Genomic DNA, 24,579 nt, shown 5'->3' on the forward strand with positions numbered 1-24,579 from the left:
AATTAGATATTTAACTTGTTAATAATTATTTTACTAGAGCCGGTTTTTTTAATTGAATAGAACTCTCTATTGTTAGGAGTAACAACAATTTCATCATATTTTAAGTTCTCTAGTAGATTTTTAAAAACAATTAATTCCACAAACTTTCCTTTTAGGTCATTTAACGAAGGACTAAATCCTTTTTGAATGAAATACAGCATTTCGAATAAATCTAATGAAATGGTTAAGGAGATGTGTTTGTGTTTTTTGTGTCTAAAAATTAAACTATCCGCTTCGTATTCTATATACTTAGTTAGATGTTCCGCCTTATTTACAAATAAATCGAATTCCTCCAAAGCAAAAAGTTTGAACGATTTGCCGTAAGGGTCTTTAATCTCAGTAGAAGCTAAGACTAAATTTTTCTCATCGAGTTCTTTATTGTTACATCCTTCATTTAATGAAACGGCACGTGAAATCGTTTTTTTAATATTAGCTTCCAGTAATTCAGTACTTAATATATTTACAAAATCAAAAACTGATTTATAAGGCAAACGCAATAAATATGAAGGTTTACCTATTTCAAGGGTTTTGTCCTGATTGTCGTTTTTGGCAATAATAGTATTGATATTTGCTAATAGTTTACCTTCGAAATATTGATGGCGAATAAACACTTTCTGTCTTTCACGGATAGCGTTTATATACTCTTGGTTTTGTTCGTAGGCAGGAGAAAATGATTTTATTTCATTGAAAATATTGATAAAATTGTATTCTCTATCTTCAAAACTCAAATAGTCTTTTACAGCGTGTTTGTTAAAGAATAATTCTCTATCTAATTTTGGAATCGCTACTTCACCAATGTCTGTTTCTCTAATTAAATTGATAAGACGGTCTTTAGCGCCTGAATCATCATTTTTAGGGTTCGAAATATTGAAATAAAAGAGGTTCCAAAAATTTTCGATATTCCCATTTGATTCTTCCATTAGACCTGGAATTTCTTCACAAGCAAAATCACGGGTTAATAAAAAAGCGATGAAAGAACGAATATCACGCATTGTAATGTGCAATTCACGTTTTAAGCTTACCGTTCTTAGAACCCATTCTAATCTTTTGATAACTGCATCACCTGAAACCTTATCGCTAAACGTTTTGACATTGTAATTAATAAAACATGAGTTTGCCAAATCGCAGCCCTCACAATTCTTCCAAAGTTCCTTACGAGTTAACTGTTCTATTTGTTTTTTGAATAAGCTGTTTTCTTCGTAGCTAGCAGCCACCACCGACCTTAAATTAAGATTGATAATTAAAACTCCATCGGGTAGTGTAAAATTCCCTTCTTCGTAGAAGTAATCTTCTATGTTTTTTGCTAATTTTTTATGTTTGGTTGAAGTAGTTAAAAATTCAACGAGACGACCTTCGTTGATGGCAATAATTCTACCTTCTTCCGCTCTGTTATAATTCGATTGATTTTCAAAAGGGGCAAAGAAATTATCTAGAACCGCTGTGTTTTCCGTATCTTTTTCATCTTGGGAACCATCATAATTACTTTCATAATATTCGCCATTAATTTGGAATCGAGCTCCGTTATTATGTGCAAAATGTTGAATGTTTTTTACAGAAGGACTTTCTTCAATCTTTTTTACAAAAGCTGTTTTACCATCACCAGCATTACCTGTAATAATTATTAATTTGTATTTACCATCAATAATAGCAGGAAGTAAAGTTTTATCAAGTTTTGTTGGGGTATAAGTTTGCTTGTCTAAATCGCTTGTATTAGTATTGACTCTGGTACCAAAATTTCCGTGCTTGGATTGACTGTATAATGAATTTACATAATCGACCATATTGATCCCTTCGACCGAAATTTTATGAGCTTTAATTTTGTCTTTGTTTTGTTCAAACAATTCCTTCATAGCGTTATAAACTCGGTCAATATTACCAGGATTAAAATTGCGAGCACCACCTTGCCAAAACGTATTGTTTATGATTATTTCATCATCAACTTTTAAGACTAATTTGATTTTTTCTCCTAAGTCAATTGAGGTTTTATACTTTTCGATATTTTCTTTAAACTTCCCTAAGGCTTTACCAATTGCATCGTGTAAATTGACATAGGTATTGTTGCTGTTGAATAGTTTTAGATTGAAAGCATGTCCTTGAATGATGGATATTTGAGTATGGTATAATTTATTTCTTGAACTTACTTCAGTAGCCGTACTTTCAATGTTTTCTAGGATATCATTTTCAATTGCTCTTAGTGCATTAAGCATTTCTTGGGCCGATTGAAATCTGTTATTTTTGTTGGTTTCAATTGCTTTTAAAATGAAATTTGAAAATACAATAGATATTCTTGGCTCAATGGTTTTAGGTGTATTTGCTACTCGGTCTCTCATTGGCATTTTATTTGGATGCCAAGGATATTGTTTGCAAATTAATTCAAACATAGTAACCCCAAGTGCGAACAAATCGGCAGTGAAATCCCAATTTACTTTGTAATTGCTTTCAATTAGATCAGGAGCTAAATAAGGGTTTGTACCTACAAAATCTTTATTTTCATGGTTAGTTGAAGCGACATTAAAATCTATTAAAACGAAGCGTTCACCTTTGTCCCAGATGATATTTTGTGGTTTAATGTCACGATGAATGATTGGTCTTTCTTTTTGCTGCATTTCTACTAAAGCAGCTAAAATATCGATACCTACATTGTATACTTGATGAATGGGCATACTTATATCGGTAGCGGTATATTGACGCAGGTTTTCACCCTCCAAATATTCCATTACAGTATAAAACTGACCATTGGGCGTTTCGCCATTCCAGCTAAATTTTACAATATTATTGTGATGTAGTTCAATTAAAGCCAGGTATTCGTCTTTAACTGAATTGACAAATACACTTTCATTAAATAATTTAAGGGTATAAAATTTATCTTGTAAACGATGTTTTACTTTAAAAACTTTTGAATAACCTCCTTTACCTAATACTTTATGAATGGCATAATCGCCAATCGTATCTCCTTCTTTTATTTCTTCAAAAGGGATGTTTTTTACCGTAGTAGGAAGGCTGTTTTCATTTTTAATATTATTTGTATTTTGTGCTAAAGCCGTATCGATAATCTCTAATAATTTTTCGATACTTTCAATTCGTTGAAATTCATCAGTAATAATCGATTTTTGACAGATATCATCGATCCATTTTGGAAGATTGGCATTGACTTTAGATGGTAGTAAGCTTTCCGGAAGTTTACCTCCTAAATTGTTTAATTCGAATGGTGTTGCGAAAGGTTCTTTTTCTGAAAATAGCCAATAAATTAAGACTCCTAACGAGTAAATATCGGAAGCAATTGAGGCATCACCAATTGTTAATTCTAACGGATGATAAGCTGTTGCATTGCTTTGGTTGATGGTTGGCATTACGGTATAGCCTTCCTCGGAATGGTCTACAAAATACGATTTACCAAAATTACCTAAATAGGCATAACCGCTGCTTAAATAAATATTATCGGGATTGATATCACGATGGAAAATATTTTCTTTATGCGCTTCTTTGAGAGCAACCATGATATTTTTGATAATCTCTACTTTTTCTTTGAAGGTAAAGGTTTTGATTCTTGCTTCAGATCGTAACGAATTTTCATCTAAGAAATCGGAAATTTCATAGAAAAGATGGTTTACGTTGTCTATTCTAAATTCTACATTTAAAATAAAAGGTTTGGTTTTTAGTTTATTTAAAGCATTGTATTGGTTTTTAATTTTGTTTTCCCTGTTTTTTAGTTCTTCGGGTGATAAACCAACAACTTGTAAGGCATATTCTTTTATTCTTCTATGAGAAGAAGTAGCCCCAATAGGTTTGGCTAAATATTCAACCAGATTGTTTTCTTGATGTAGAATTTTAACGATTTCGAACTCATAGATTTGTTTTTTGTCTATGGCTCTTTTTTGTGCTTGTTGTCCGGTTAAGAAATTAACAATATCATTTTGAATATCTTCTATCGCATCTTCCGACTTATTTAATTCTGTTGCATCGGTAAGGAAGTTAATTAATCTTTTGTTTAATTGAAAGGTTAATTTATCATCCTCAGGAGAAATAATAGGCGGACTGTAATTATCATAAGATAATGTCAGTGTATTTTGAATCCATGCCTTTCCCCAATAGCTGTTTTGCTCTTTTAGTTTTGAAGCCAAAATGGCCGTTTTTTGTCGGTTGGTTCTTAATGGATTGCGACGAGGTTGATCGTTGAGATACCAGGTATTTTCGTCTCCTTCAATACGCCCACGCCAATCTTTGTTTTCTATATTGAAAATGGCATGGGGAGCCACTACTATAAGATCGTATTCCCAATATTGAGTTTGGTTGTTTTTGGGATTGGTAGAAACTAATTCGATGTTTGGAATTAGGCAAAAGTCATCTGGGAGGTTGACATTTAAAAAGTCCAATAACTTTTGTTCACCTGCGTTTACTACCGCATCAAAATAGGTGGGTTTTACAATTATTGCCATGCGTCTATTTCTTTTTCAATTAGGTCTATTGCTTGGTTTTCTTTTGTTGTTGCTAAGTAGAGATTAGTGTATGCAGTTTTTATTTCCGTATCAATTTTTAGCATTTGGTCACTTTCTAAAACTGGAACAGGAATTTCCTTCAAAAGATTAGGAATTGGTCTACAAAGTTTTGTTCCAGATTGGGTTGAACGAATTAGTCTAAAACCATAATCTGAAGCAAGCCAGCAGTATAGATAACCAGATGGTACTGACTCGTTTGTTTTTAATCTAATGAATTCCCCAGAAACTAATTGCTTCTCCAATTCTTCGTTAGCAAATATTGTTCGGCAAAAAGTTTCTCCTTCTCCTAATGTGCCTACACCTGCAATTAAAACCTCACCATATTCTACTAATTTTACATTACCTACAGCCCTTTTAGAAAGGTTTTTACCAACCTTTATAGAATTAAAAATATCCGATTGGTTTAATAATTTAATACCATTATCGCTGTTTACTTCTAGTCTTTTGAATGAACCGGTAGAAAAATATCCGTTATCTAACAAGCAGTCTTTGAGATTTAGATACGATTTTGATGTAATAATATTAGTGATCCTTTTTATTCTTCTAGAATAATTAAAAGCATTGATTGTGTTAGCATTTATTTCTTTAATGGAAATACTATATGTTGAAACTTCCCTATTAGCAACATGATTGCCAAAATATTCGTAGTCATCATTTGTAAGTTCTTCTAAATTCAATAAATCATATAAATACTTATTAGCACCTTTTAATAATTTATTTGCTTCCACACGCAAATCAGCGGCTTCCATAATTAATCCATGAATTTTTTGTTGTTCTGTTTCTGGAAAGAGAGGAATGGGTATATCTTTCACGAAATCGGGTTCTATATGTTGAATTACCGCACCGAAAGTACCTTTCGTTAATAAATTATATCCATACTTGCTGGACAAGTAAGCATATAAATAACCTGAGTATACATTTTTTTTTGGCTTGATTCTTATAATATGTTCACTTGCAGCCTTACCTTTGTGAAATTCATTTGAGTAAATAGTGTTACCTATAGTACCAGACCTTGAGATAAGTATCCATCCAGTATCTAAAAGATAGTTTTCTAAGTTTCTAGTAAGTTTCTTTGATATTAATTTCAAGCTGAATAAATTATTTTTCAACATATCTGAGATACCCATGAAAGGTATTCCATTTATGACATTATTTACATAATATCTCTTATCACGACCACCATAAAATATGTCTTCAGCAAAATAGGAAATATTAGTTAGTTCATATTTTGATTTTTGTAATTTACTTAAGACAATATTACCAGAGCTTAAATATGGTTTAGCGTCCAATCTATAAGCGTTGCTACCAAATATTGATTTTTTGATATTTAAGACTTTCATATTGGCTAAAGAATATTTGAAAATTTGATAAACTCTTCTACAATTTTCGGCAAATCGTCGTCGAGCATTTTTTGTTTTTCGCGACGTATTCTTAGTTCAAGCCCGTTATCTTTGTTGGTTACCACATATTTGTTATCAACCGTAAATAAGATTTCTGCACCGTCTTCATCACGAACATAAATAGGGTTTCCTCTACGGTCTTTGCCCAGTTTCTCGGCAATTGCCATAAATACTTCATAATCTTCAACGGTTTCGCGAGCAATGCTTTTCTCGTTATCAGTTTTCTTTTGTAAAAACAATAAGGATGCTTGTACTCCTACTTGGGGTAAAAAGGCTTCTATAGCTAAATCTACAGATGCAAGGATTTTAAAGTTTTCTAAAATCCATTCTCTTACTGGTAAAGTATTTGGATTTCCTAAAATACCATCGGGTAATACGATTGCCATTTTACCTCCCTGTTTTAATAAGTTGTAACAAGCCTCAATAAATAATACTTCAGGAGCATCTGAGTATTTAGAAAGGAAATACTTGTCAGCAATTTCTTTTTCGACTTTTACTTTTGCTCCAAATGGAGGATTGGTAAAAATCATATCAAACTTACCTCGTGCATCATCGGTGTAATTATTATCGATATCTGCCATGCGCTCTAAGCTTAGTTTTATGGAAACCTTGATTTTGTTTAATTCGGTAGGATCTTCCCAATCCGGGTAATCTAATGAGTTTACGTGAAATATGTTGGCATGTCCATCACCGGCCATTACCATATTCATACGAGCTGCCTTTTTTAAGTCCGGATCAAAATCGAAACCGTAAATATTAGTCTCCGCATATTGACGCACACGTTCGTTTACTTCGTAGGTATTAAACTTTTCAACTAATATTACATCGTCTAAATCAGGGTATAGTTCTTTAGCAATTTGTTTACGCACGTGTTCCAGTACCATTACTAAAAATCCTCCCGAACCACAGGCTGGATCTAAAACACGACTATTTTCATTTGGATTCAACATTTCCACCATAGCCCGAACAATATTACGTGGTGTAAAGAATTGCCCAGCTTCTTGTTTTAAAGTGTTGCTTACAATGGTTTCATAAGCCAATCCTTTTACATCGACAGTTGCATCCAGGAAGGAGTATTTTGCCAATTCGCTGGCAATAAAAGCAAGACCTTTATCGGTAAGTGCAATGGCTTCATTTCCATCAAAAACATCTGAAAATGTTCCGTCTTGTTTTAGTTCTTCGAAAATATCTTTGATGCGTTTGGCAACAGCTCTTCGTCCTTCATCTGTATTTTTTTCTTTAATACCTACCCAGAACTTTTTACGATAGGATTCTCCTGTTTCTATACATTTGAATCTACGTTTTTCATCGTATAGTTTGCAGAAAATTAAATATAAGAGCTGCCAAAAGGCATCTTTTTTTCTTCCTTCGTTACCATAAATGTAGTCGTGAGAACGTTTGAAAACTTTAATTAGGGAGTCATTGGCAGGTTTTCTACTGTGTGAACGGTCGGCACGATCTATGTCTTCAATAGTTTCACCATTCCCAGGGAAATCTGAAATATCTGTGAATTTGAAATCAAAATTATAATCATCGTCTTCTTTTTGTAGGTATTTTAAATCGTTGCCATTAGTCCAAAGACCAAAATCACAATTATCTAAAGCGGCAAGCGCATTTTCAAGAGTGATAGTAACTCCTTTCTTTTTATCGTTTTCTTTTATTTTTTCGTCTTGAATAGCTGCTATTCTAAGAATGTTTTCTTGATTTTGCTCAGCATTATCTTTGTAAACAACCACTTCGACTTTCTGTTTTTTAGATTTACCAGTATCTGGATCGACAAATACAATGTTTACATCACGAGCAATATTTTTTAAATCAAAACCATATTCTTCACTTAACATAAGAATAATGGATTGTATGTTTTTTTCTTGAGAAGTCGCTTTCTTAGGTTTGTCGGTCAACACACAAACTAATTGGTTGTCTTCTATGATTATATCTTCTGTTGTCATTCTCTATTTTATTATTTGCTCAGTTGTTCTACAATTATTTTGATGCTTTCTAGAACATCATCGAATTGTATTGTTTTATGTGTTTCTATGATTTGATTGATAAGAATACTTGCTTCTTGTCTTTCAATATCTTTGTTTAAAACGGCTAATAGATATTCTCTTAGCTTAGGATTATCACTTACTAAATTGCGTAAATCTATACCTATCAAAGAAGCTGATGCTTTTAGTTCGGTATAATTATCTATTCCATATACTTCGTCATAATGTTCTGTGGCTGCTCTTTCATCATTAATGTTGAGATAATTTTGCATGATGAAAGCGATATCATCCGCATCTTTGTTTCCTTTGTGGTGGCGATCTTTCCAAGCCACAATTTTTAAAAGAAAAATGCTGATTAAGTTTACTATTTCAAATTGAATTTCTTCATCTAGAATTATTGATTGGGTCTGTTTTTCAGCTTCTTCAAAACCTAGAACGTTCATTGCAAAAGTTTGATCTGGTGGCCAGTATATTTTATCCTGTTCGTCCATTATACTGCCAAACGGAACGATGTCCAATTGAAAATCTTGTAAGTATAAAAACCGTTGCTGTTGTTGCTTATCTTTTGAAAAATTATCCAACTCAACAAGGTCTTTTGCAATTTCTTCAAATTGTTCCCATTTATCGATACAGATTGCAATATCGATATCTTGGGTTCTACGGCCTGATTTTTGACCGTTTATTTCTAAAATGATATCCCTTGCAGTTGCACCAATCACAAAGAATTTTATTTGTTTTTCTTCGAAAAAGGGAATTAAATCGGCTAATAAAGGTTTTAAAAGCGGATGCTCGATTTTAGCACTATCTATTTTATAACTCATTTTCTAAAATCATTTTAGCTGTTTCTATATTTCTATTGTTTCCACTACCTATTAAATCTGCATAAACCACTAATGATGGGGCTATATTTAGATTTTCGTTGTTTAAACTATCTGTCCAACAAGTATTGTAAATTTTAATATTTCCATTATTATCAGGTACCAACATTAGTTCTTTGCCAATAATACTCAATTCATCGTCTGAGTAGATGATATAATCCAAAGGTTTAAGAAAACTAGTCATTATTTCTGCAGCAGGTTCTCCTCCGAAAAATAAAAATTTGGTTTTATTATTACTTACTATTTTACGTAAATAATCAAGATTAATTGCTTTGTAAGTTTTTCTAAATAAACGTGGCTTCAATACTTCATTGTAAGCTAGAACCCATCTTTCAATTAATTCTTCCCGATTTTTAATGATCCTTTTATCATTCGTTTTTAGGATAAAATTGCTTTCTTCTAGTTCCTTCATTATCTGACTTACAGAACCTAAAGCAATACCTGCTTTCTCTGCCAATGCTCTATAAGAAAACTCTAAAGCATGCTCTTGAGAGATTAATAAAAGAATTAGTTTAAGGCCTGCTTCTTGAAATGCTCTAGCTTGATTAATGTTTTGTGGCTTTTTTTGTTTTCTTCCTTCAATTATAATTTTTAAATGATTGGTATTGATATAGCAGTTACCTGCTACATCAAGAAAATTGATATCATTCGCAATTAAAGATTCTGCGACATCCTTTGCAATGTACTCACCAACAAATAGCAGATTTCTATCTTTATTGATGAAATTTTTGAATTGATTTACTTGATTAAAAATAATCCCTGAATTAGAGTTTCTTGCATCTTTTTTTGCATGACAGTAAAAAGTTGTACCGTTAATTTGTATTACGGCATCATATGGTTCTCTGTTGCTATCTACTGAAATTTCTGTTTTTAATAATTCCTGCAGATTTGAAAAAGCCTCATAAATAAAGTCATTCCCTTTGTACATGTGTTCATTATTTTAAAGCGTTCATTGACAATGAACAATCAAATATAATGAACAAAAAATAAGTATACAACTAAAAATTGATTTTTTGTATAGGTAAATTAGTGATGTTACAGATTAGGTGTTTTTATAAGGTGATTTAGGAACTAATTGATAAATAGTGTTATGTATTGGTTGTTGAATCAAAAGAGAGACTACCAGTAATTAGCCTCTTTGTTTTTTTAATAAACCTTAAAATGCTTTTGCATTATCTTAATGTTTCAAAGTAGGTCATGAAAATAAAATGCTGTTCTTTTGAAAAGTGGAAAAAGGTTAAGGATGCTTTTTTTAACCAGAATCATTTTCTATATCCTTTTAAAAAGTCTGTTTTTCTTTTTTTGTTTAAATTGTTTCGAAACATAATCATTTACTTTTTCCCCGCGAAGTAGTATATCTGCCAAGTTTTCTTTTACATACTCTCGTGATTTGAGATCTTGAAATTTCTCTGAACTTATTGGAATAGAGTTTTGATGCTTTCTTTCGAGAGCAAGAATGTTCATGGCACAGCTCTCCTGAATTCCTTTTGCACTGAATTCTTTTCCTATACTGCTTCCATTGACAACGGTCTGTGTTTTAAAGTCTATAAAAGTAATTCCATAAAGTTTCCCTTCACTGCTTTTTCTTAGTACAGTATGAATGGCTTCATCTTTGAGCCTTTGAGATAATCTCTCAACAGAGGTAATTCTTTCATCAAAAAAAGCCTGTGTCAAAGCATTTTTAACGTGGCTTTTGCCGTATTGCTTTTTTGTTTCGTTTACCCTGAATTTTTCCTCCAGAAATTTTAAGGTAGGTCTGCTGTAGAATTCGCTGGCTTTTATCGGCACGCCAATCGGTTTTGAATTCTGGTCAAGTATCTTGTAAAGCAGTCCATTATTTTTAAAAACTCTCGATTCCTCGCTTCCTCTGTCAGCATGAACGTTATAGAGGTTTAAAACCGCATTGAGTTCAGGCAGGCTTGAATATTTATAATCAAATAAAACCTTATCTAAAACTGAATTGATTGCCTTTTTGGACTCTGCTTTTCCGTATTGGATTCTGCCGACATCTATCGGATTAAACGAAAAGTGCTCTTTCTGTTTTCTTCCCTCGGCTTTTACAAGCCCGAACATTTCTTCAATTTCTTTTCGGGCAGGTTCTGATTTTCTGACTCCCAGTAAATGCAGATCGATTCTTTTTCCGTCTCTCTGGATGTTGTTTGTCACGATATGGCAGTGCGGATGCCCCGCATCGAAATGCTGGTATACCAGATAAGGCTGTCTGCCAAATCCCAGTTTTTCCATATAAGTGTCTGCAATTTCAGCCAGTTTTTCTTTCGAATGATTTTCAGAAGGATCAAAGTTTAGCGAGATATGCACCGTATTCCGCTTCGCATTGGTATTGAGTTCTGCCAGTTTTAGAAAGCGGTTTAATTTTGAAGTGAAACTCAGTTTTTCCAGTTCAAGCGGATAATTCACAGCACTTATGCATTCCGCTTTTCCAATCTCAACTTTATTTTCGTTGTAATTCAGAATACCTCTTATGGACGAGCTTGTTTTTATCACTGCAACCATTTTTCTGCTATTTTCTGGGTGTGGCCTGAGACCTCTTCCATTTTATCAAAAAGCCTTTTTCTCTGGATTTCGAACAGATAAAGATGCCCTTTGAAATCGGGAACTGTGCTGAGCGTGTTTATCTTTCTGGCAATCTGATTGATATTATTGCCGATTGCCCGTAATTCGGAAGTAAGCAGAGCTGTCTCTTCCATCAGATCGTCTAAAGACTGGTTTCTGTAAGTGGCTACAATTGGTTTGTTGAATAAGTGGCTTCTGATGTGGTCACTTAATTTTCGGCAGGTGCTTGCTCTGAATCTTTTTTCCAGCTCGGCATACTCCAAAGGAGTGAATCGCAGTCCCACGATTCGTGTTCTGTTTGAATTTTCTCTTTTCATCATCTTTCATTTTCATTATTATCAAACTCTTTGCTTTTAAGTTTCTCCACCGCCGAGTTCCGAGGCAATGGGTGGCAAGATAGGCGGTTGTTAAACAACCGTTCATCTTGCCGATTGCAGGAACGTGGCAATCTTTAGAGATTTTTAAAAGCAAGCAACTAATTTAAAAAGAATATTTTAAAGTTTCATAGACATAATTTACTCATGATGGCTGTAGATGGTTAGGCTAAATAAATATCTAAAAAAAGAAAAAGGGAAAAAAGAAAGCAGTCTGAAATTGGACAAGCAGACAGTTGAAGTGCTATAAGTCCCGAAGAGCGACTTTTTTGAGGAACGAAAAAAAGACGTTATGCGCACTTCTCTGGCTGTGTCCAATACCTTGCTTTCCTTTTTTTCTTTTATATAGTTGTTAGTTAACAAAAGGTATAGCTTGAATATATTTTAAAGAAGTGACCGTCACGCTTAATTTTGATCTTTAGAAAACATTTTTAATTTTATGGGAAACCGTACAATTTTTTTATATTTTTTGTTTAGTATTGTGCCGTTAGGCTATTTTAATGCTCATATTATTATAAAAGAAGTAAGCAACAATTTTAAAAATTAGAGTAATGATATATATAATTCCAACAAAAGGAGGTTTAGGAGTAGAAATTTGGGGAACATCTGAAGATTTAAATAATTTCTATGAAGTTATGAGCAAGTTTTGGAATGATGAAAACAAACTGAATAAAAAAGGATTTAAGAATAGAGATGAGTTAATTAGTGGCTTTTCTTATGAAATACGTAAAGCAAAAGATGGAGATAGATTAAAACGTGATAACAGCCATTTTTCATTTACTCAGCAAACTCATTATGGTGCTCAAATATCTTGGGTTCATTTTTTATTTTCACTGACTTCATTGAAATTTAACATGAGATATAGTGAGACTAATAAACTTGACATTTCACAAATTCTTTTAATTGAATTTTGGCTTGAAAAAGCAATGAGTGACTATGACGAAATTGGAGCTAAAAACTTAATTGGTTTTATAGAGGATGGACTTTATGGAGGTAATGATTATATATATCAATGTATGAGAAGTGTTAACCTTGATTTCTTTCTTTTAGGCGGTGGAAAACGAGCTTTCAGAAAATTACCTGATTTGTTAAAAAGAGGTGTTTTTTACACGGAAGAATATAAAAATTATCTAACCTTTTTAGAAGCAGAGGCTAAGAAGCTTAACTGTGAAATATTTGAACTTGAAATAAATGATGATGATTTTGACTATGAAAATTTGAAATGGTAAAAAGAATATTTATAGGTGGTATAAACGATATGCTGAGTGAAGAGAATCGATAAAAAACGAAAAAGAGACTTGAAGGTCTCTTTTTTTGTAAATTAACATATCTGATATAAAAAGCTTATTTGGTTTTCAGTAATTTTTCCAAATATTCGACTTTGTCTTTTTCGGCTTGGACCAAACGTTCATATAGTTTGATTTGCTGTTCATGGGCTTCTATTAATTTATCTAATGGATTGAATGTGCATCCATAATGTACTGCAGAAGAATTATCCACATGATATGTATTGCCAATAATATTTAAAACAGCTTCTTCCGAGAAATTCTTAATTGCCTCTACAGTAACTCCTAAGGCTTTTGCCACTTCTGCTAGCCTTTCATCATCGATATCTTCACTATTTTCTAATATCGAAACAGTCTGCTGGTTTGTTCCCATAGCCTGAGCCAGCGCTTCCTGCTTCATGTCTTTCAGTTCACGGATACGGCTGATTTTACGCCCTATGTGATTTGGTTTTGTTAATGTACTCATAGTTCAAAGATAATGATTAAGAATAAAAAAGTGTGATTTATGTATGATACAAAAAATTTCATGTATGGTACGGGAAAATTTGATACCGTACGGTACTAGTAATTGTTTATTTGCCAGTGTATTGAACAAAAATACAATTTTTCGGACAAGTATCAATTAAAATAAATGAAATTATGAATTATCAATTAAGAATTCCGGAGTCATACCCAATGCGGGAGCAGTTGGAAAAGGCTATTATTGACCTTTTGGTCTTTGTTGAGGCAGGGACTATTTACATAAGTTTTGATAAACAATACAGTATGTTAATTATCATCACTTTTATTCTGAAAAAAAATTGTGGACAAGATAGTTATGAAATGGAGCAGATTTCAAAGAAAGTATTAAAGTCCTACCCAAGTTTTATTTTCAGATTTATTAATGCTACTCATGCATCACACGGATTTGAAAATGGAGCACCTTATCTTATCCGTCATTGTGCAATAAATGAACTGGTTTATTATGAGCCTGATAACAAAGTTTTCTTTCCTGTAAATCCCGATTCAGAAGAACTTATAAAAAGAGCCGGAATTAGTTTCAGGGAAAATAAAGAAGCTACCTTGGAGGATTTTCGCTCTGCATTGACCCATATAAAAAACAATGAGAATATTGAAGCAGCCATAGAAATGCATCATGCGTATTGTTCGCTTTTTAGCTGTTATTTAGGATTTTTTATTGGAGAATTTGGAGAGGACATTGGCTTTAGCAACATATTGGAGGATTATAAAAGAATCATTGTATTTGTTCCTCATTTAAAAGAGATATTCGATTGCGAAATATCAGAAGACAAGGAAATTATAATATCGCTTATGACCGCCCATAGCTGTAAGAATTTAAAAACTGTTATGGCGGATGTGAACATGGTTGTCCTTGAAAGAGCAAAGCAAAAGTTTGAGCTACTGGACAATGAACTTGAAAGACAGTTCTTAGAATACACAGAATACTGCAAACAAAAAATGACTGGATTCAGTAATTTGCGTTTTCTGGGCAAATCCATTTTTACCGATAAAATCCAATCCAATTTTATATTGGATTTGGCACTACAGCAAATAAGTGCTTTGATTGCAGATTTTTTCAGAACCCGTGCAATTTATTGTTTTGGTTACCATGTAATTCATGACCAATCAGGAGCGGAAAACAGCAAATATTTTAGAAAAAGGCTCCCACGATATCATTTTTACTTGTTAGTACTTAATATAGAGCATAAGGAAAATGCAATATCATTACTACAATCCCTTATCCGTGAAAAATTTGCAGATAAATATAAAATCACTATTCTAAATCATAGAGCACAATATCTGCGTAAACAAAACCAAAATCAAAGATGTTTTTTTGATGCTGTAACAACAAATGGACTTTTGATATATAATAACCCATTACATCCAATATACTGTAAAAACTTTGGAGTGGTGAGAGATTTTGAGTTTTCCAAAAACTATTGGCAGAACCGCATTTTGGCATCAGAACATTTTCTGATTCTTGTTCAGGATTCCAATGAACCTGAAGTACCTCTAATTATAAATTCAATTCTTCAACAATCCATTAAACAGGCTGTAGTGGGACTTATTGATTTGTTTTTAGGATACCATCCCAATAAATATTCTATAAGCTACCTATTTTCTCTGCTTTACTATTTGGATATTATTGAACTTCCATTTGATTTAAACAATGAAAAAGAAAGATTTCTCTATCAATTGCTTTCAGCCAACATGGATATGATCATGTATAAGGATTTAAAGCGTGAGAATGCAGAAGATAGTGACCTTCTTTTTAGTAAGTGTGAGAAATTCTTTGAATTGGCAGAACAGATTGGAAACAATGAAGTTCAGCGCATTGAAAATTTGAATAATGTTGAAACTTAAAAATAAAGATCATGTATCATAACATTTTAACTCAGAAGGATCAACCGGAATATCGTGCTGTAAAGAAGATCGTGAAACTACTTTTGGAGTTTGTGGAGATTGACAGTATTTACTTTTCGAAATCTGATGAAGAATCAAACCTTGGTATTCTTACAGTGATTATAAGTAAAAAAAGCCCTCAGTATTATGATGAAATTCGCGAGCACTTATGGAAAGTCATTAAAAATCACAATGAATTTTCATTCTGCATTTTCGATAGAGACTGGATTAAGCGTGAGCTTAAGAAAGGAAATTTATTTTTTGTTCTGTATTGTAACCAAAGTATGCTTGTCTATAGTGAAGTCAACCATAAACTTGTTTTAGATGTAAAAGAAATAAAGCTGAAAAAGCTTCTAAGAAAGACCAGTGAAAGATATAAAATGTGGACGTCAGAGAATGATATTATCGGAAGGGACTTAAAATACTATCAAAAGTGTGAAAATCATTTAATGGCATTATATGTCATACAACAACAGCTCCGTTATGTGTTTATAAATGTTTCTGAATTACTAACAGGAGAATGGATATTTAGTGATAGTATCAAGGAACAGCAGAAGCATGTGAAGATGTTTCATAACTCGTTAGGTAAAGCATTTGATCCAGAGCGTAAAGAAGAATGGACGGTTTTAAAAAAGCTTGATCGAGCACGCGAAGCTTTTCAATGGGGTAAGGAAATAGAGCCTATAGATGCTGAAGTGGTCGCATCGGCATTCGAAAAATTGGAATGGATGAAAAATGAAGTAAGGACATTATTTCAGCAGTACGCAGAAAAAACAAAGTTAATATTTGAAAGTTATGGAAACAGATGAAATAAAAAACTTAGAAACTATAAAAAGACTGGTATCAAACTGCTTCAGCACGTTGAAACCTTCCGATGATAACAACGGGGTTCATACCGCCGAGATAAGAATGTATGATTATTATGAACTGGCTTCGGTTATCAGAAACCTGATAAAATTATGTATTGTAGCACTTGATGACGACTCTGCCGAAGTTCCCATAACGATAAGAAATCAGAAAATTGATGTGGGCTTATATTTGGAATTGCCCTTCAGCTATTTCCTATTGATGAATTTGAACTTTTAAATGAAATTAGTTATTTATATCCTGCTAAAGATAATCAGCAGATAGATAAAATTAATACGGATTCTGATCCGTGAGAAAGTTGTTTTCTACCGCTTTCATATACATATTATGTCCAGGATTATTACCAAAAAGCATCTTATCTTTGTAAAAGCTAAAGAGAGTGTAAGTTTATTACAAATAAGCTTTATTGCTATTAATTCTGAAGGATTGCGAAGCGAAGAACGAGAAGGGCAATTATGCGCACTTTTCTGGTTGCGTCTAATATCCTATCTGTTGGCTTTTTTATTTTAGAGTGATGTGTTCTTTTCTCAATATTCCTTAAAACTAAAATTAATACCAGATAAACAAGCATTTTGTAAGGCTTTTCAAAGCTGAAAATTTACTCTTGTGCATTTTGGGTTTTTAATGAATGAGAGGTACAACTGGGGTACAACAAAAGTTGTACTTGCAGAGCGATTGATTAAATAGTTACTTTGAATAGTACAAAGTCAAAAAATATTTAAAAGCATGAATCAAAATCTCTTTCAAATTCATTATAGATCAAGAGAACAGTATTTTCAAATCAGTAATTACACACATTGCAATTTTGGAGTAGTTATTCAATTTTTTTTAAAAAAAAGCGACATGGTGTACAAAGCATAGTAATATTTGCTTTCATTAGGAATCAGGAATAAAAAAATAAATGAAAAGAGCTAAAACATATGAAATGATAGATCATTTTTTTAATCTCGATATGAGGTTAAAAAATATAGAAAACTTAGTACTCTTAAATGAATCTGAGAATACTCAGAATAAAGTTTTATCATCTTGTAATAAATGCAAATGTTCTTATAATAAAATCGAGCTTGCAAATCTTTTTTATATTTTAATGGATGAACGCATTTTATATTTTGATTCAAATGATGCGAAAAAAAACCGAACCAGTTTTCAGGAATTTATAAGTGAAAATTTTACTTATAATGATAATGAAGGAGGCCAGAAGATGATAAGTGCAATAAATAGACAGTTTTCCGAATGTAAAGGCTATACTTATAAAGTGAAACAGATTAAATTTTTAAATGAATTTATTACAGTATTGCAGGAGCGCAAGAGAAGACTGGAGAGCTGGTAGAATGGAAAGGAGGAAAAAATTAATAATAAGTAAAAAACTCACCAATGATGAAGAAAGAAAAGTGGCAATCTTATGTGATGAAAGTGAAGGAGTTGATAGAGCCAGTGGTGGCAAGAATGGAAACAATTGATTTAAAAATCAGCCAGGGGAAAGGTTTGAGGCCTGAATATTATAGAAATGAAGATTTAAAAAAGATGTTCGGATTGTCAAATAATACAATAATAAAGTACAGGCAGACGGGAATTTTGCCTTACACTAAGCTAGGAGATATTTTTTTATATGATAGTGGTAAGATTGATAAAATATTGAGAAGCAATGGATCACTCAAAATTTAATTAGTTACCCAGATTAAAAAAAAACAGCTTAAAATAGAGTGGGTGACTGAAATAGGAACTGTTTTTGGGGCAGGGTTCGATACCATTTTAAGTGAAAAAGCCTTTAAACATCATTGTTTAAAGGCTTTTTGCTTTTTAAAAGTCACTCTTTGGACTTTATCTGGCGGAGGAAGAGGGATTCGAACCCCCGGACCTGTTACAGTCAACAGTTTTCAAGACTGCCGCATTCGACCGCTCTGCCATTCCTCCAGTATATACAATCATTTCTGATTGCGGGTGCAAAGATAGAATATTTTTTTGATTAGTGAAATTTTTTTTGATGCTATTTACAAAGAAATATTTTCTAAAGTTATAAGTGAGAAAATTGCTATAAATATAGGATTTAAGGTTCAAAACCTTCTGTCATATGAGGAGTAAAATAAAGATTTTTATTGAAGAGAATTAAAAATAAGCAAAATTAATGGGCGGAGACAATGATTTTCAAAGCTTAAAATTCTTATTAAACAGAATTTCAAGATACGCATTTAAAATATATATCGAATAAAATAACTTTGAAGGTTAATTGTATTGTTATATAACACGATAATAAAATTTTGCGTAAATTTAGAAATAAAATTATTTTATGAAATTTAGCCGTTTTATTTTATCTGCAATCTGTTTGGTAATAAGTAACCTATCATCTGGTCAAGAAACTAATGATATTATTACAATACCAGTACTCTTTCACGTGGTTTTCGAGAATGACGAGCAAAAAAACATTAATACAGATTTAATAAAAAAAGAATTAAATGATCTGCACGATGATTTTATGATGCTAAATAGGGATGTAATAAACGTTGAACCAATTTTTATAAAATTAATTGGTAATCCTCGTATCAAATTTATACTTGCTGCAGACCACCCTAGTGGAGGAATTATATTTATTAAAAAGACAAAAAAAGGCAGGTTCTATAAGTCGAGTCCGGTTATAAGCCCCGAGAGATACTTAAATGTTTATATCGGTAATATTTATAACCTGTTCAAGACAGTTGGTGTGGTTTATTCTTCCACACCTTGGGCAAGACCAGAATCAGATGCAATATTTTTAAATTATAGCAATATTGGAAAAGGAGAAAGACTGCTTACCCATGAAGCTGGACATTGGTTAGGCCTTCTTCACATCTTTCAGGACCGTAATCGATGCAAGGCAAAGTACGACGACGGCATTGTAGATACTCCTTGGCAAAAAAAAGCATCTGGAGATAAATCTGGTTGTTATGTACTTAATTCATTTGAAAATACATGCGATCCTTTACTCCCAGCCATGTATAATAATTTTATGGATTATTCTAATTGTAGATATATGTTTACCAAAGGACAATGTGAGCTTATGCGTAGTAATTTGAAACAATATCGTCCAAACATGTTCAACGTTGCTGCTTTATAGCATCTATGCGTACAACTTTTTCACCGCTGCATTCAGGTAACTTACACACAGGACTGTAATAGCAGTTACCATTGAATTGAAAATCTACCTCTCCAGATACCAGAACCCCTATTACTGAATGGGTTTTAGAATCAAATACGGGTGAACCGGAATTGCCCATAAAACTGTCCAAGGTAGTATAGAAATATTGCGCTGAGTCTGCGTCAGAAATTGAAGCATTAACTGCGACTTTAAGAGGAAGACCACAAGAATGTCCAATCATGTAAATTTCATCACCGATTTTAACTGATTGGGATTCACTAAGTTTAAGGGGGGGGCTTTCAAGCCTTCGATCAACCTTGAATTCAACAGCGTCGATACCATAAAAATTATTTTTAATTGCTACTGGTATGTAAATATTGTCTTTAGAAAAAAAATTCTCAACGATACCGTTAGAATAAAGCAGGCGATACCCAAATATAATAACGTATTCTGATAACGGTTTTACAAACACATGTCTGGCAGTAATCATAGAATTATCTGAGATTATAAATCCTGTTCCTCCACCTAATACTGGTTGATTATAAAAGGGTTCATCTTCGCAAAGATTGAAAAACTTACCAAGAGTAGTATTTGTATCCAGATAATAATAGTGATCAGTTAGCTTTTTTATTTTGTTTTTTTCTACTATAATACCAACCGATTCACAACTCTTAAGTATTGCAGACTGCCATGGAACTAAAGGGTTCAATTGATGCATTTCTATGCGGCTATCAAATTGTGTTTTACCTTTTAGCCGTGTGCCCTTTACTTTTATATCTTCGGAATCTTGATATTTTTTTCCACTTTCAAGGAGGTCATCAATTATTTTTGCCTGTACATTAACTGCCATTTCAAATTTATCGACTTTGACGCCCTTTTTGCCGGCCTCCAATATTAAATTATCTTCAGTTTTAATTATCATATCTTGTATTTCTGGTTCAGATTTTGCCTGTTGGATAATAACATTATACAATTCCTGAGATCGTGCCTTGACATTAAGATCTTGATAAAAATTCTCATAACGGACCATATTATCCTTTACGTGGTGAATAGAGTCTTGCTGTGCATAAATCACAGCGGGCAGAAACAAAAACAATAAAAGTCTCATTAGAACTTTGCTTTATTGAATATAGTGAGTATAGGTATATCTATGAGAAAGCCAAAACCAATTCTATAAGATTCCAATGAAGTAAAGCTTTGAGTCCCACTGCCATTATCAGCTTCAGGTATATTTCGAAGTTTTGGACCGTATTGAACTCCAAAATTAACAGCAAAAGGTGATTTTGGAAATCCGTAGCTAATATACAAACCAGGACTGAAGATGTCAGCGAAGTCAAACTCAGGCAAGCTTTCCGTATCTCGGTCAGAGTCTAAGCGTACCCTAACTGGCGCACCAATATCGATAATTGGAATAAAAATACCGATGGAGCCCCACTTTTCCATTGGGAAAAATTGTGCATATAACCCAACAGGTGCGGTTATGCCTACAAAATTTGCTTCACTTTTAGGGTCACTGTATTCCCAGCCTGCCAGAATACCTGGGTAAGTATTAAGGCTGATGTTAAATTTTGAGTACTCTTTAAGTGATGAAGTGCCTGTGGGCTCTGCAAAGTTTTGAATGGCTGTCTTGACGTCTTCACTATTTTTAGAAATTGCCATATCGTTTAAAAAACCCAAAAGCCTTAGAGCTACATCATCTTTAATATTTGTATTTTCTGTCAACTGTGGTAGTATTATTTTAAGTTTAGCGTACAAGTCCTTTTCAATGTCAACTTGAAGAGGCTCGTTAAAAACAAAATAGTCGAAATACGCTTCGGCATAATTTTGCAGATCGTTATCAATCATAGAAATTATTGATGCATATTTATAATCGCCTTTTAACTTAAGATATGCTTTGCTGTTTTTTACAGCGTCCAGAATAAGGTAATTAAGCAGTTTAATTTTGTCACGCTCGACACTAGATTTAAGCGAATTAATATACAAAACTAGGGTGGCTCTATCTAAAGGCGCAACTCTGGCCAATGTCTCCACATTACTTTTGAAAGTTGAAATATCAAGTTTCAACTGACTGAAGTCTGAAGGCAACGTACTGCCAAAGTGGTTAAATTCTTCAGAGGCAAATTTCGCAGCATCAATAATCGCTTGATCAGCCGATGAGAAATCTATTGCTAATATCTCTTCTGCCAATGTGGTTTTTGCCAAATCAACTTCTAGATTAGAAGACATTAAGTTATTTTTTAGAGAATCAACCTCACGTTGAACGTCGGCCAATTGAAAGTCCTCCCTTAATGATAAAACATAGGTTCTGAAAGAATTGATTTCATCATGTAAGGTTGCATAAATTGGTGGTATATATAGCTGAAATGATAAGAGATAAGAATTTGCTGAATTCAAAAGTTCATTCACTTTCTTTTTGTTCATATTTCTTATGTCTGCGGTAAACAACTTTTCTAGACCAGGCATTTGAGCCAGCTTAAGTTTTTTTTGACTTAATTCAGTCTTCATCTGTTGTATGGCATTTTGAGCCAAATTTTTGTTAAAAGATACAGACATTGCATCCGAGAGGCTTATTAATGATTCCAAACTATTTTCTGCTTTACTATAACCTTCTGTTGGGAGATATTGGTAGAGAATCAGCAACTTATCAGTTTCAGCTTTGATCACCGACATAATTTGGGCATCATAAGCAGACATGTCAATTGTAAATGCTGAAATAAGGTTATAACTTGTCACTTTGTCTCTAATGACTGATTCAATTTTCAATAGTTCATTTTGGGAATCGTTTTTTTCTGTTAAGGCCAATGGCAGCTTCAGGGCGGTTGTTAATGCAGCTGAATATTTTTTTTGTTGGAGGTCAAGAACAATCAGATTTGCAAAACGTGAAGCCTTTGTGTAGGGCTTTAATTTTGAACTTATAGAAAAACTTAAGTGTTCAGATCCAAAAATACCTTCATGAGCGAGGATATCTAAAGATCTTCCAAGTTCATCAGTGATATTTATAAAAGAGTCAACAAATGAATATACATTTTCATAGCTTTTGGTTTCGCTTGTTTTATGTTGCTTTAGCTCCTGTGAAAGATTATAAATCTTTTCCGCATTTTCAAGGACCGGAACCAAAACTCGTTGAAAAACTTCTTTTTTCTGTTCAAGCAGGAATAAATTATCCGCTGGAACAACGCTCATTATTTTGCGAAAATTGATTTCTTGTTTAACTCCAGCATTATTTTTAAAATTTACATTGTAATAATTCCTATTTTGCTGATGGAGTAATCCAATATAGAGAAGGTAAAAGTTTTTATCCGAAGCATAAGTAGTAAGTGCATCTACAGTCAGAAACCTTTGTTCGCCACTTTCGATGACAGTCAGGCTATACGCCATCATTGACAATAGTTTTATACCTTGTGCTATATTGTATTTTGTCGTATTGGGACTAATAGACCATGTATTAAGCATTCTGCTGTTCTCCAAAATTCCAAAGTAATCTACCGGATTTTTAATCTCTTTTAGCCTGGGAAGTAATTCGAGTCCTTCAAAGGCAAAATCAAGATCAGGGTATTTCGAAATTAATGCCGTAACTTTTGGTGTATGGCGGAGGTTAGCCATATTTTTAAGAATGCTGTTAAGATCGTTTTCAATATGCTGTTTCAGTTGGTCATTGATATTTACCAGTTGATCAGCCGTAAAACTTTTTAAATATTCTGTAGTTTCCGGCATAATTGCCAATAGTTCGTAAGCATAATTATCAGGTTCCGGATATGTTAAATAATTCCTGATTTTCTCAACTGCATAAAGAGTAAGTTCTTTTTTTATACCTTCAGCTATAAATTTTGCCAGTTCATCTATAATTACCTCCAACCCTAAGCCTCCTGCAATTGGAAATCCTTTATTGACTGAGATAGAATTACTTCTTTTACTGTATTTGTCATAATCCCCACGATTGATAGCATCGTACTTAGTGGAAAAGGCTTGAACCATTACTGCAAGATAGGGGTTGTTCTCTTTAAGTTTAACGCTAAGCTGTAACAGCTGATTATTATCATAATCAAATCTAGATGTGTAATAGTCTCGTTTAAGTTCTTTTAAGCTATCATATTTTGCAACATATTCCTCTACGGCTTTATTAACTGTATATTTTTCGTTGACAGAAACTCCCGATGAAGAGAAAGATCGAAGAGCCTCTTCATAGTTTTTTATTTTTTCTATATCTTTATGTGATGAGATAAATAATACTGAGGAAGAGAAATCGGGAACATAAGCTTTTAGAATAGCTAAAACTTTTGCCCGATCAGTAATTACATTTTCATCCAAATTTTCTGGATTTATAGTGTAATCTTTTGTTAGAAGATCCAAAAGCGTAATTATATCGCCGGCCACAGGTGCAGATTTTTGTGCTGTCCCATAGATTGTAAAAAATAACAAAAATAACAAGGTAATTTTTTTCATAGGCATTTGTTTAAAAAAAATATTACAAAGTCTAAATATAACTTTTCAGAGATCGTTATTTTATATATAACTTTATATAAATCAATCACATTATAAAGGAAATGAAATAAAAGCAATTAAGAATACGTATAAATGCGTAATTTTAAGTTTTGTTTTAAATAATGAATTTAAATGAGTTATTATATTTCATTATAGCAAAATAAATTTTTGAAATTCTAATACAATCTTTACGATTTATTGTTAGCCGTATATAGATTATTATTTCAAGTATTTATTACGGAACTTCAGACTCCACAACATAAAGATGACTTGACGAATTACCTTAATAGATTCAGCAGAAAAACTGGATTATAGAAAGCCTGCAGATTTTCTGCAGGCTTCTGTTTTGTACCCACCTTTCGAACCTAGGCTGTTAATGTGCTGGTAAATAGAAGGTTTTGCTTACAGTGAAACAGAATGCCCCGATTCTGCCATAAAACTTGGAATTATGAAATATTTCTAAAAAAACACCTTAATTTTTTGTCGTAAAAGGGGGCTTCCGCAAATATTATCTCCAACGATATTACTACAAGATGTCAAACATTATAGTTGTTGTAATGTTATACTAAAGCGTCTTAACTTATGTTTCAACTAAGTTATCAACTCAGAAGACTAGTTAGGCTCAAATCGACACAAACTGAAAGGATAGATGAAATTGTAAATGTTTCTTTTAAAAGTTA

17 protein-coding genes and 1 tRNA gene are annotated in these 24,579 nt (G+C 32.8%); 7 read left to right on the top strand and 11 right to left on the bottom strand.

Features of this window, described 5'->3' with window-relative positions:
* Positions 1-2 precede the first annotated feature (2 nt).
* From ACAM30_RS13680 to mobC, 7 genes are all read right to left on the bottom strand, one after another.
* Positions 3-4,475 carry a protein kinase gene (locus ACAM30_RS13680; protein WP_369615167.1) on the bottom strand — a complete coding sequence of 1,491 codons (4,473 nt, stop codon included), beginning with the start codon at positions 4,473-4,475 and terminating at the stop codon, positions 3-5.
* A complete protein-coding gene (locus ACAM30_RS13685) occupies positions 4,466-5,875 on the bottom strand; it encodes a restriction endonuclease subunit S (protein WP_369615168.1) in 1,410 nt (469 codons plus the stop codon). Before ACAM30_RS13685 ends, ACAM30_RS13680 begins: the two co-directional genes overlap by 10 nt.
* 5 nt (positions 5,876-5,880) lie before the next feature.
* The gene (locus ACAM30_RS13690) at positions 5,881-7,884 is read right to left on the bottom strand and encodes a class I SAM-dependent DNA methyltransferase (RefSeq protein ID WP_369615169.1); all 2,004 of its coding nucleotides are present in this window, start codon (positions 7,882-7,884) and stop codon (positions 5,881-5,883) included.
* A gap of 11 nt (positions 7,885-7,895) precedes the next feature.
* Positions 7,896-8,744 (bottom strand): nucleotidyl transferase AbiEii/AbiGii toxin family protein, encoded by an 849-nt coding sequence (locus ACAM30_RS13695; protein WP_369615170.1) that lies wholly within the window; start codon positions 8,742-8,744, stop codon positions 7,896-7,898.
* Complete coding sequence (locus ACAM30_RS13700; protein ID WP_369615171.1) at positions 8,734-9,729, bottom strand: type IV toxin-antitoxin system AbiEi family antitoxin; 996 nt, start codon at positions 9,727-9,729, stop codon at positions 8,734-8,736. The genes ACAM30_RS13695 and ACAM30_RS13700 overlap by 11 nt, the downstream gene beginning before the upstream one ends.
* A 341-nt stretch (positions 9,730-10,070) precedes the next feature.
* The gene (locus ACAM30_RS13705; RefSeq protein WP_369615172.1) at positions 10,071-11,315 is read right to left on the bottom strand and encodes a relaxase/mobilization nuclease domain-containing protein; all 1,245 of its coding nucleotides are present in this window, start codon (positions 11,313-11,315) and stop codon (positions 10,071-10,073) included.
* Complete coding sequence (gene mobC, locus ACAM30_RS13710) at positions 11,303-11,695, bottom strand: plasmid mobilization relaxosome protein MobC (protein WP_369615173.1); 393 nt, start codon at positions 11,693-11,695, stop codon at positions 11,303-11,305. The genes ACAM30_RS13705 and mobC overlap by 13 nt, the downstream gene beginning before the upstream one ends.
* A gap of 605 nt (positions 11,696-12,300) precedes the next feature.
* Here mobC and ACAM30_RS13715 point away from each other — a divergent pair.
* The gene (locus ACAM30_RS13715) at positions 12,301-12,978 is read left to right on the top strand and encodes a hypothetical protein (RefSeq protein ID WP_369615174.1); all 678 of its coding nucleotides are present in this window, start codon (positions 12,301-12,303) and stop codon (positions 12,976-12,978) included.
* Between the two features lie 115 nt (positions 12,979-13,093).
* On the opposite strand, the gene ACAM30_RS13720 is transcribed toward ACAM30_RS13715, so the two are convergent.
* The gene (locus tag ACAM30_RS13720; protein WP_369615175.1) at positions 13,094-13,501 is read right to left on the bottom strand and encodes a helix-turn-helix domain-containing protein; all 408 of its coding nucleotides are present in this window, start codon (positions 13,499-13,501) and stop codon (positions 13,094-13,096) included.
* 173 nt (positions 13,502-13,674) lie between these two features.
* On the opposite strand from ACAM30_RS13720, the gene ACAM30_RS13725 reads away from it, so the two are divergent.
* The 5 genes from ACAM30_RS13725 (at position 13,675) to ACAM30_RS13745 (ending at position 17,970) form a co-directional block, all read left to right on the top strand.
* Positions 13,675-15,399: a hypothetical protein gene (locus ACAM30_RS13725; RefSeq protein WP_369615176.1), complete on the top strand. Its 1,725-nt coding sequence runs from the start codon at positions 13,675-13,677 to the stop codon at positions 15,397-15,399.
* An 11-nt stretch (positions 15,400-15,410) separates the two neighbouring features.
* On the top strand, positions 15,411-16,247 hold the full coding sequence (locus ACAM30_RS13730) for a hypothetical protein (RefSeq protein ID WP_369615177.1): 837 nt from the start codon (positions 15,411-15,413) through the stop codon (positions 16,245-16,247).
* Positions 16,234-16,524: a hypothetical protein gene (locus ACAM30_RS13735; RefSeq protein ID WP_369615178.1), complete on the top strand. Its 291-nt coding sequence runs from the start codon at positions 16,234-16,236 to the stop codon at positions 16,522-16,524. Before ACAM30_RS13730 ends, ACAM30_RS13735 begins: the two co-directional genes overlap by 14 nt.
* Positions 16,525-17,206: 682 nt before the next feature.
* A complete protein-coding gene (locus ACAM30_RS13740; RefSeq protein WP_369615179.1) occupies positions 17,207-17,635 on the top strand; it encodes a hypothetical protein in 429 nt (142 codons plus the stop codon).
* 44 nt (positions 17,636-17,679) lie between these two features.
* The gene (locus ACAM30_RS13745; RefSeq protein ID WP_369615180.1) at positions 17,680-17,970 is read left to right on the top strand and encodes a DNA-binding protein; all 291 of its coding nucleotides are present in this window, start codon (positions 17,680-17,682) and stop codon (positions 17,968-17,970) included.
* A gap of 161 nt (positions 17,971-18,131) precedes the next feature.
* Here the strand turns inward: ACAM30_RS13745 and ACAM30_RS13750 are convergent.
* A tRNA-Ser gene (locus ACAM30_RS13750) sits at positions 18,132-18,219 on the bottom strand.
* Positions 18,220-18,592: 373 nt separating this feature from the next.
* On the opposite strand from ACAM30_RS13750, the gene ACAM30_RS13755 reads away from it, so the two are divergent.
* Positions 18,593-19,396: a M43 family zinc metalloprotease gene (locus ACAM30_RS13755; protein WP_369615181.1), complete on the top strand. Its 804-nt coding sequence runs from the start codon at positions 18,593-18,595 to the stop codon at positions 19,394-19,396.
* Here ACAM30_RS13755 and ACAM30_RS13760 read toward each other — a convergent pair.
* Positions 19,377-20,525, bottom strand: coding sequence for a serine protease (locus ACAM30_RS13760; RefSeq protein WP_369615182.1), 1,149 nt, complete (start codon positions 20,523-20,525; stop codon positions 19,377-19,379). The two genes, ACAM30_RS13755 and ACAM30_RS13760, sit on opposite strands and share 20 nt — an antisense overlap.
* On the bottom strand, positions 20,525-23,860 hold the full coding sequence (locus ACAM30_RS13765; protein ID WP_369615183.1) for a hypothetical protein: 3,336 nt from the start codon (positions 23,858-23,860) through the stop codon (positions 20,525-20,527). The genes ACAM30_RS13760 and ACAM30_RS13765 overlap by 1 nt, the downstream gene beginning before the upstream one ends.
* Positions 23,861-24,579: the final 719 nt, after the last annotated feature.

This window comes from Flavobacterium sp. CFS9 (genome assembly GCF_041154745.1).
Classification (GTDB): domain Bacteria; phylum Bacteroidota; class Bacteroidia; order Flavobacteriales; family Flavobacteriaceae; genus Flavobacterium.

What these genes read in the sequence shown, in the direction of transcription:
- ACAM30_RS13720 (WP_369615175.1), bottom strand. Translation starts at nt 13,501, where the DNA reads ATGAGTACATTAACAAAACCAAATCACATAGGGCGTAAAATCAGCCGT.
- ACAM30_RS13735 (WP_369615178.1), top strand. Translation starts at nt 16,234, where the DNA reads ATGGAAACAGATGAAATAAAAAACTTAGAAACTATAAAAAGACTGGTA.
- ACAM30_RS13740 (WP_369615179.1), top strand. Translation starts at nt 17,207, where the DNA reads ATGAAAAGAGCTAAAACATATGAAATGATAGATCATTTTTTTAATCTC.
- ACAM30_RS13765 (WP_369615183.1), bottom strand. Translation starts at nt 23,860, where the DNA reads ATGAAAAAAATTACCTTGTTATTTTTGTTATTTTTTACAATCTATGGG.
- ACAM30_RS13755 (WP_369615181.1), top strand. Translation starts at nt 18,593, where the DNA reads ATGAAATTTAGCCGTTTTATTTTATCTGCAATCTGTTTGGTAATAAGT.
- ACAM30_RS13700 (WP_369615171.1), bottom strand. Translation starts at nt 9,729, where the DNA reads ATGTACAAAGGGAATGACTTTATTTATGAGGCTTTTTCAAATCTGCAG.
- ACAM30_RS13685 (WP_369615168.1), bottom strand. Translation starts at nt 5,875, where the DNA reads ATGAAAGTCTTAAATATCAAAAAATCAATATTTGGTAGCAACGCTTAT.
- ACAM30_RS13695 (WP_369615170.1), bottom strand. Translation starts at nt 8,744, where the DNA reads ATGAGTTATAAAATAGATAGTGCTAAAATCGAGCATCCGCTTTTAAAA.
- ACAM30_RS13730 (WP_369615177.1), top strand. Translation starts at nt 15,411, where the DNA reads ATGTATCATAACATTTTAACTCAGAAGGATCAACCGGAATATCGTGCT.
- ACAM30_RS13715 (WP_369615174.1), top strand. Translation starts at nt 12,301, where the DNA reads ATGATATATATAATTCCAACAAAAGGAGGTTTAGGAGTAGAAATTTGG.
- ACAM30_RS13745 (WP_369615180.1), top strand. Translation starts at nt 17,680, where the DNA reads ATGATGAAGAAAGAAAAGTGGCAATCTTATGTGATGAAAGTGAAGGAG.
- ACAM30_RS13760 (WP_369615182.1), bottom strand. Translation starts at nt 20,525, where the DNA reads ATGAGACTTTTATTGTTTTTGTTTCTGCCCGCTGTGATTTATGCACAG.
- ACAM30_RS13705 (WP_369615172.1), bottom strand. Translation starts at nt 11,315, where the DNA reads ATGGTTGCAGTGATAAAAACAAGCTCGTCCATAAGAGGTATTCTGAAT.
- ACAM30_RS13680 (WP_369615167.1), bottom strand. Translation starts at nt 4,475, where the DNA reads ATGGCAATAATTGTAAAACCCACCTATTTTGATGCGGTAGTAAACGCA.
- ACAM30_RS13725 (WP_369615176.1), top strand. Translation starts at nt 13,675, where the DNA reads ATGAATTATCAATTAAGAATTCCGGAGTCATACCCAATGCGGGAGCAG.
- ACAM30_RS13690 (WP_369615169.1), bottom strand. Translation starts at nt 7,884, where the DNA reads ATGACAACAGAAGATATAATCATAGAAGACAACCAATTAGTTTGTGTG.
- mobC (WP_369615173.1), bottom strand. Translation starts at nt 11,695, where the DNA reads ATGATGAAAAGAGAAAATTCAAACAGAACACGAATCGTGGGACTGCGA.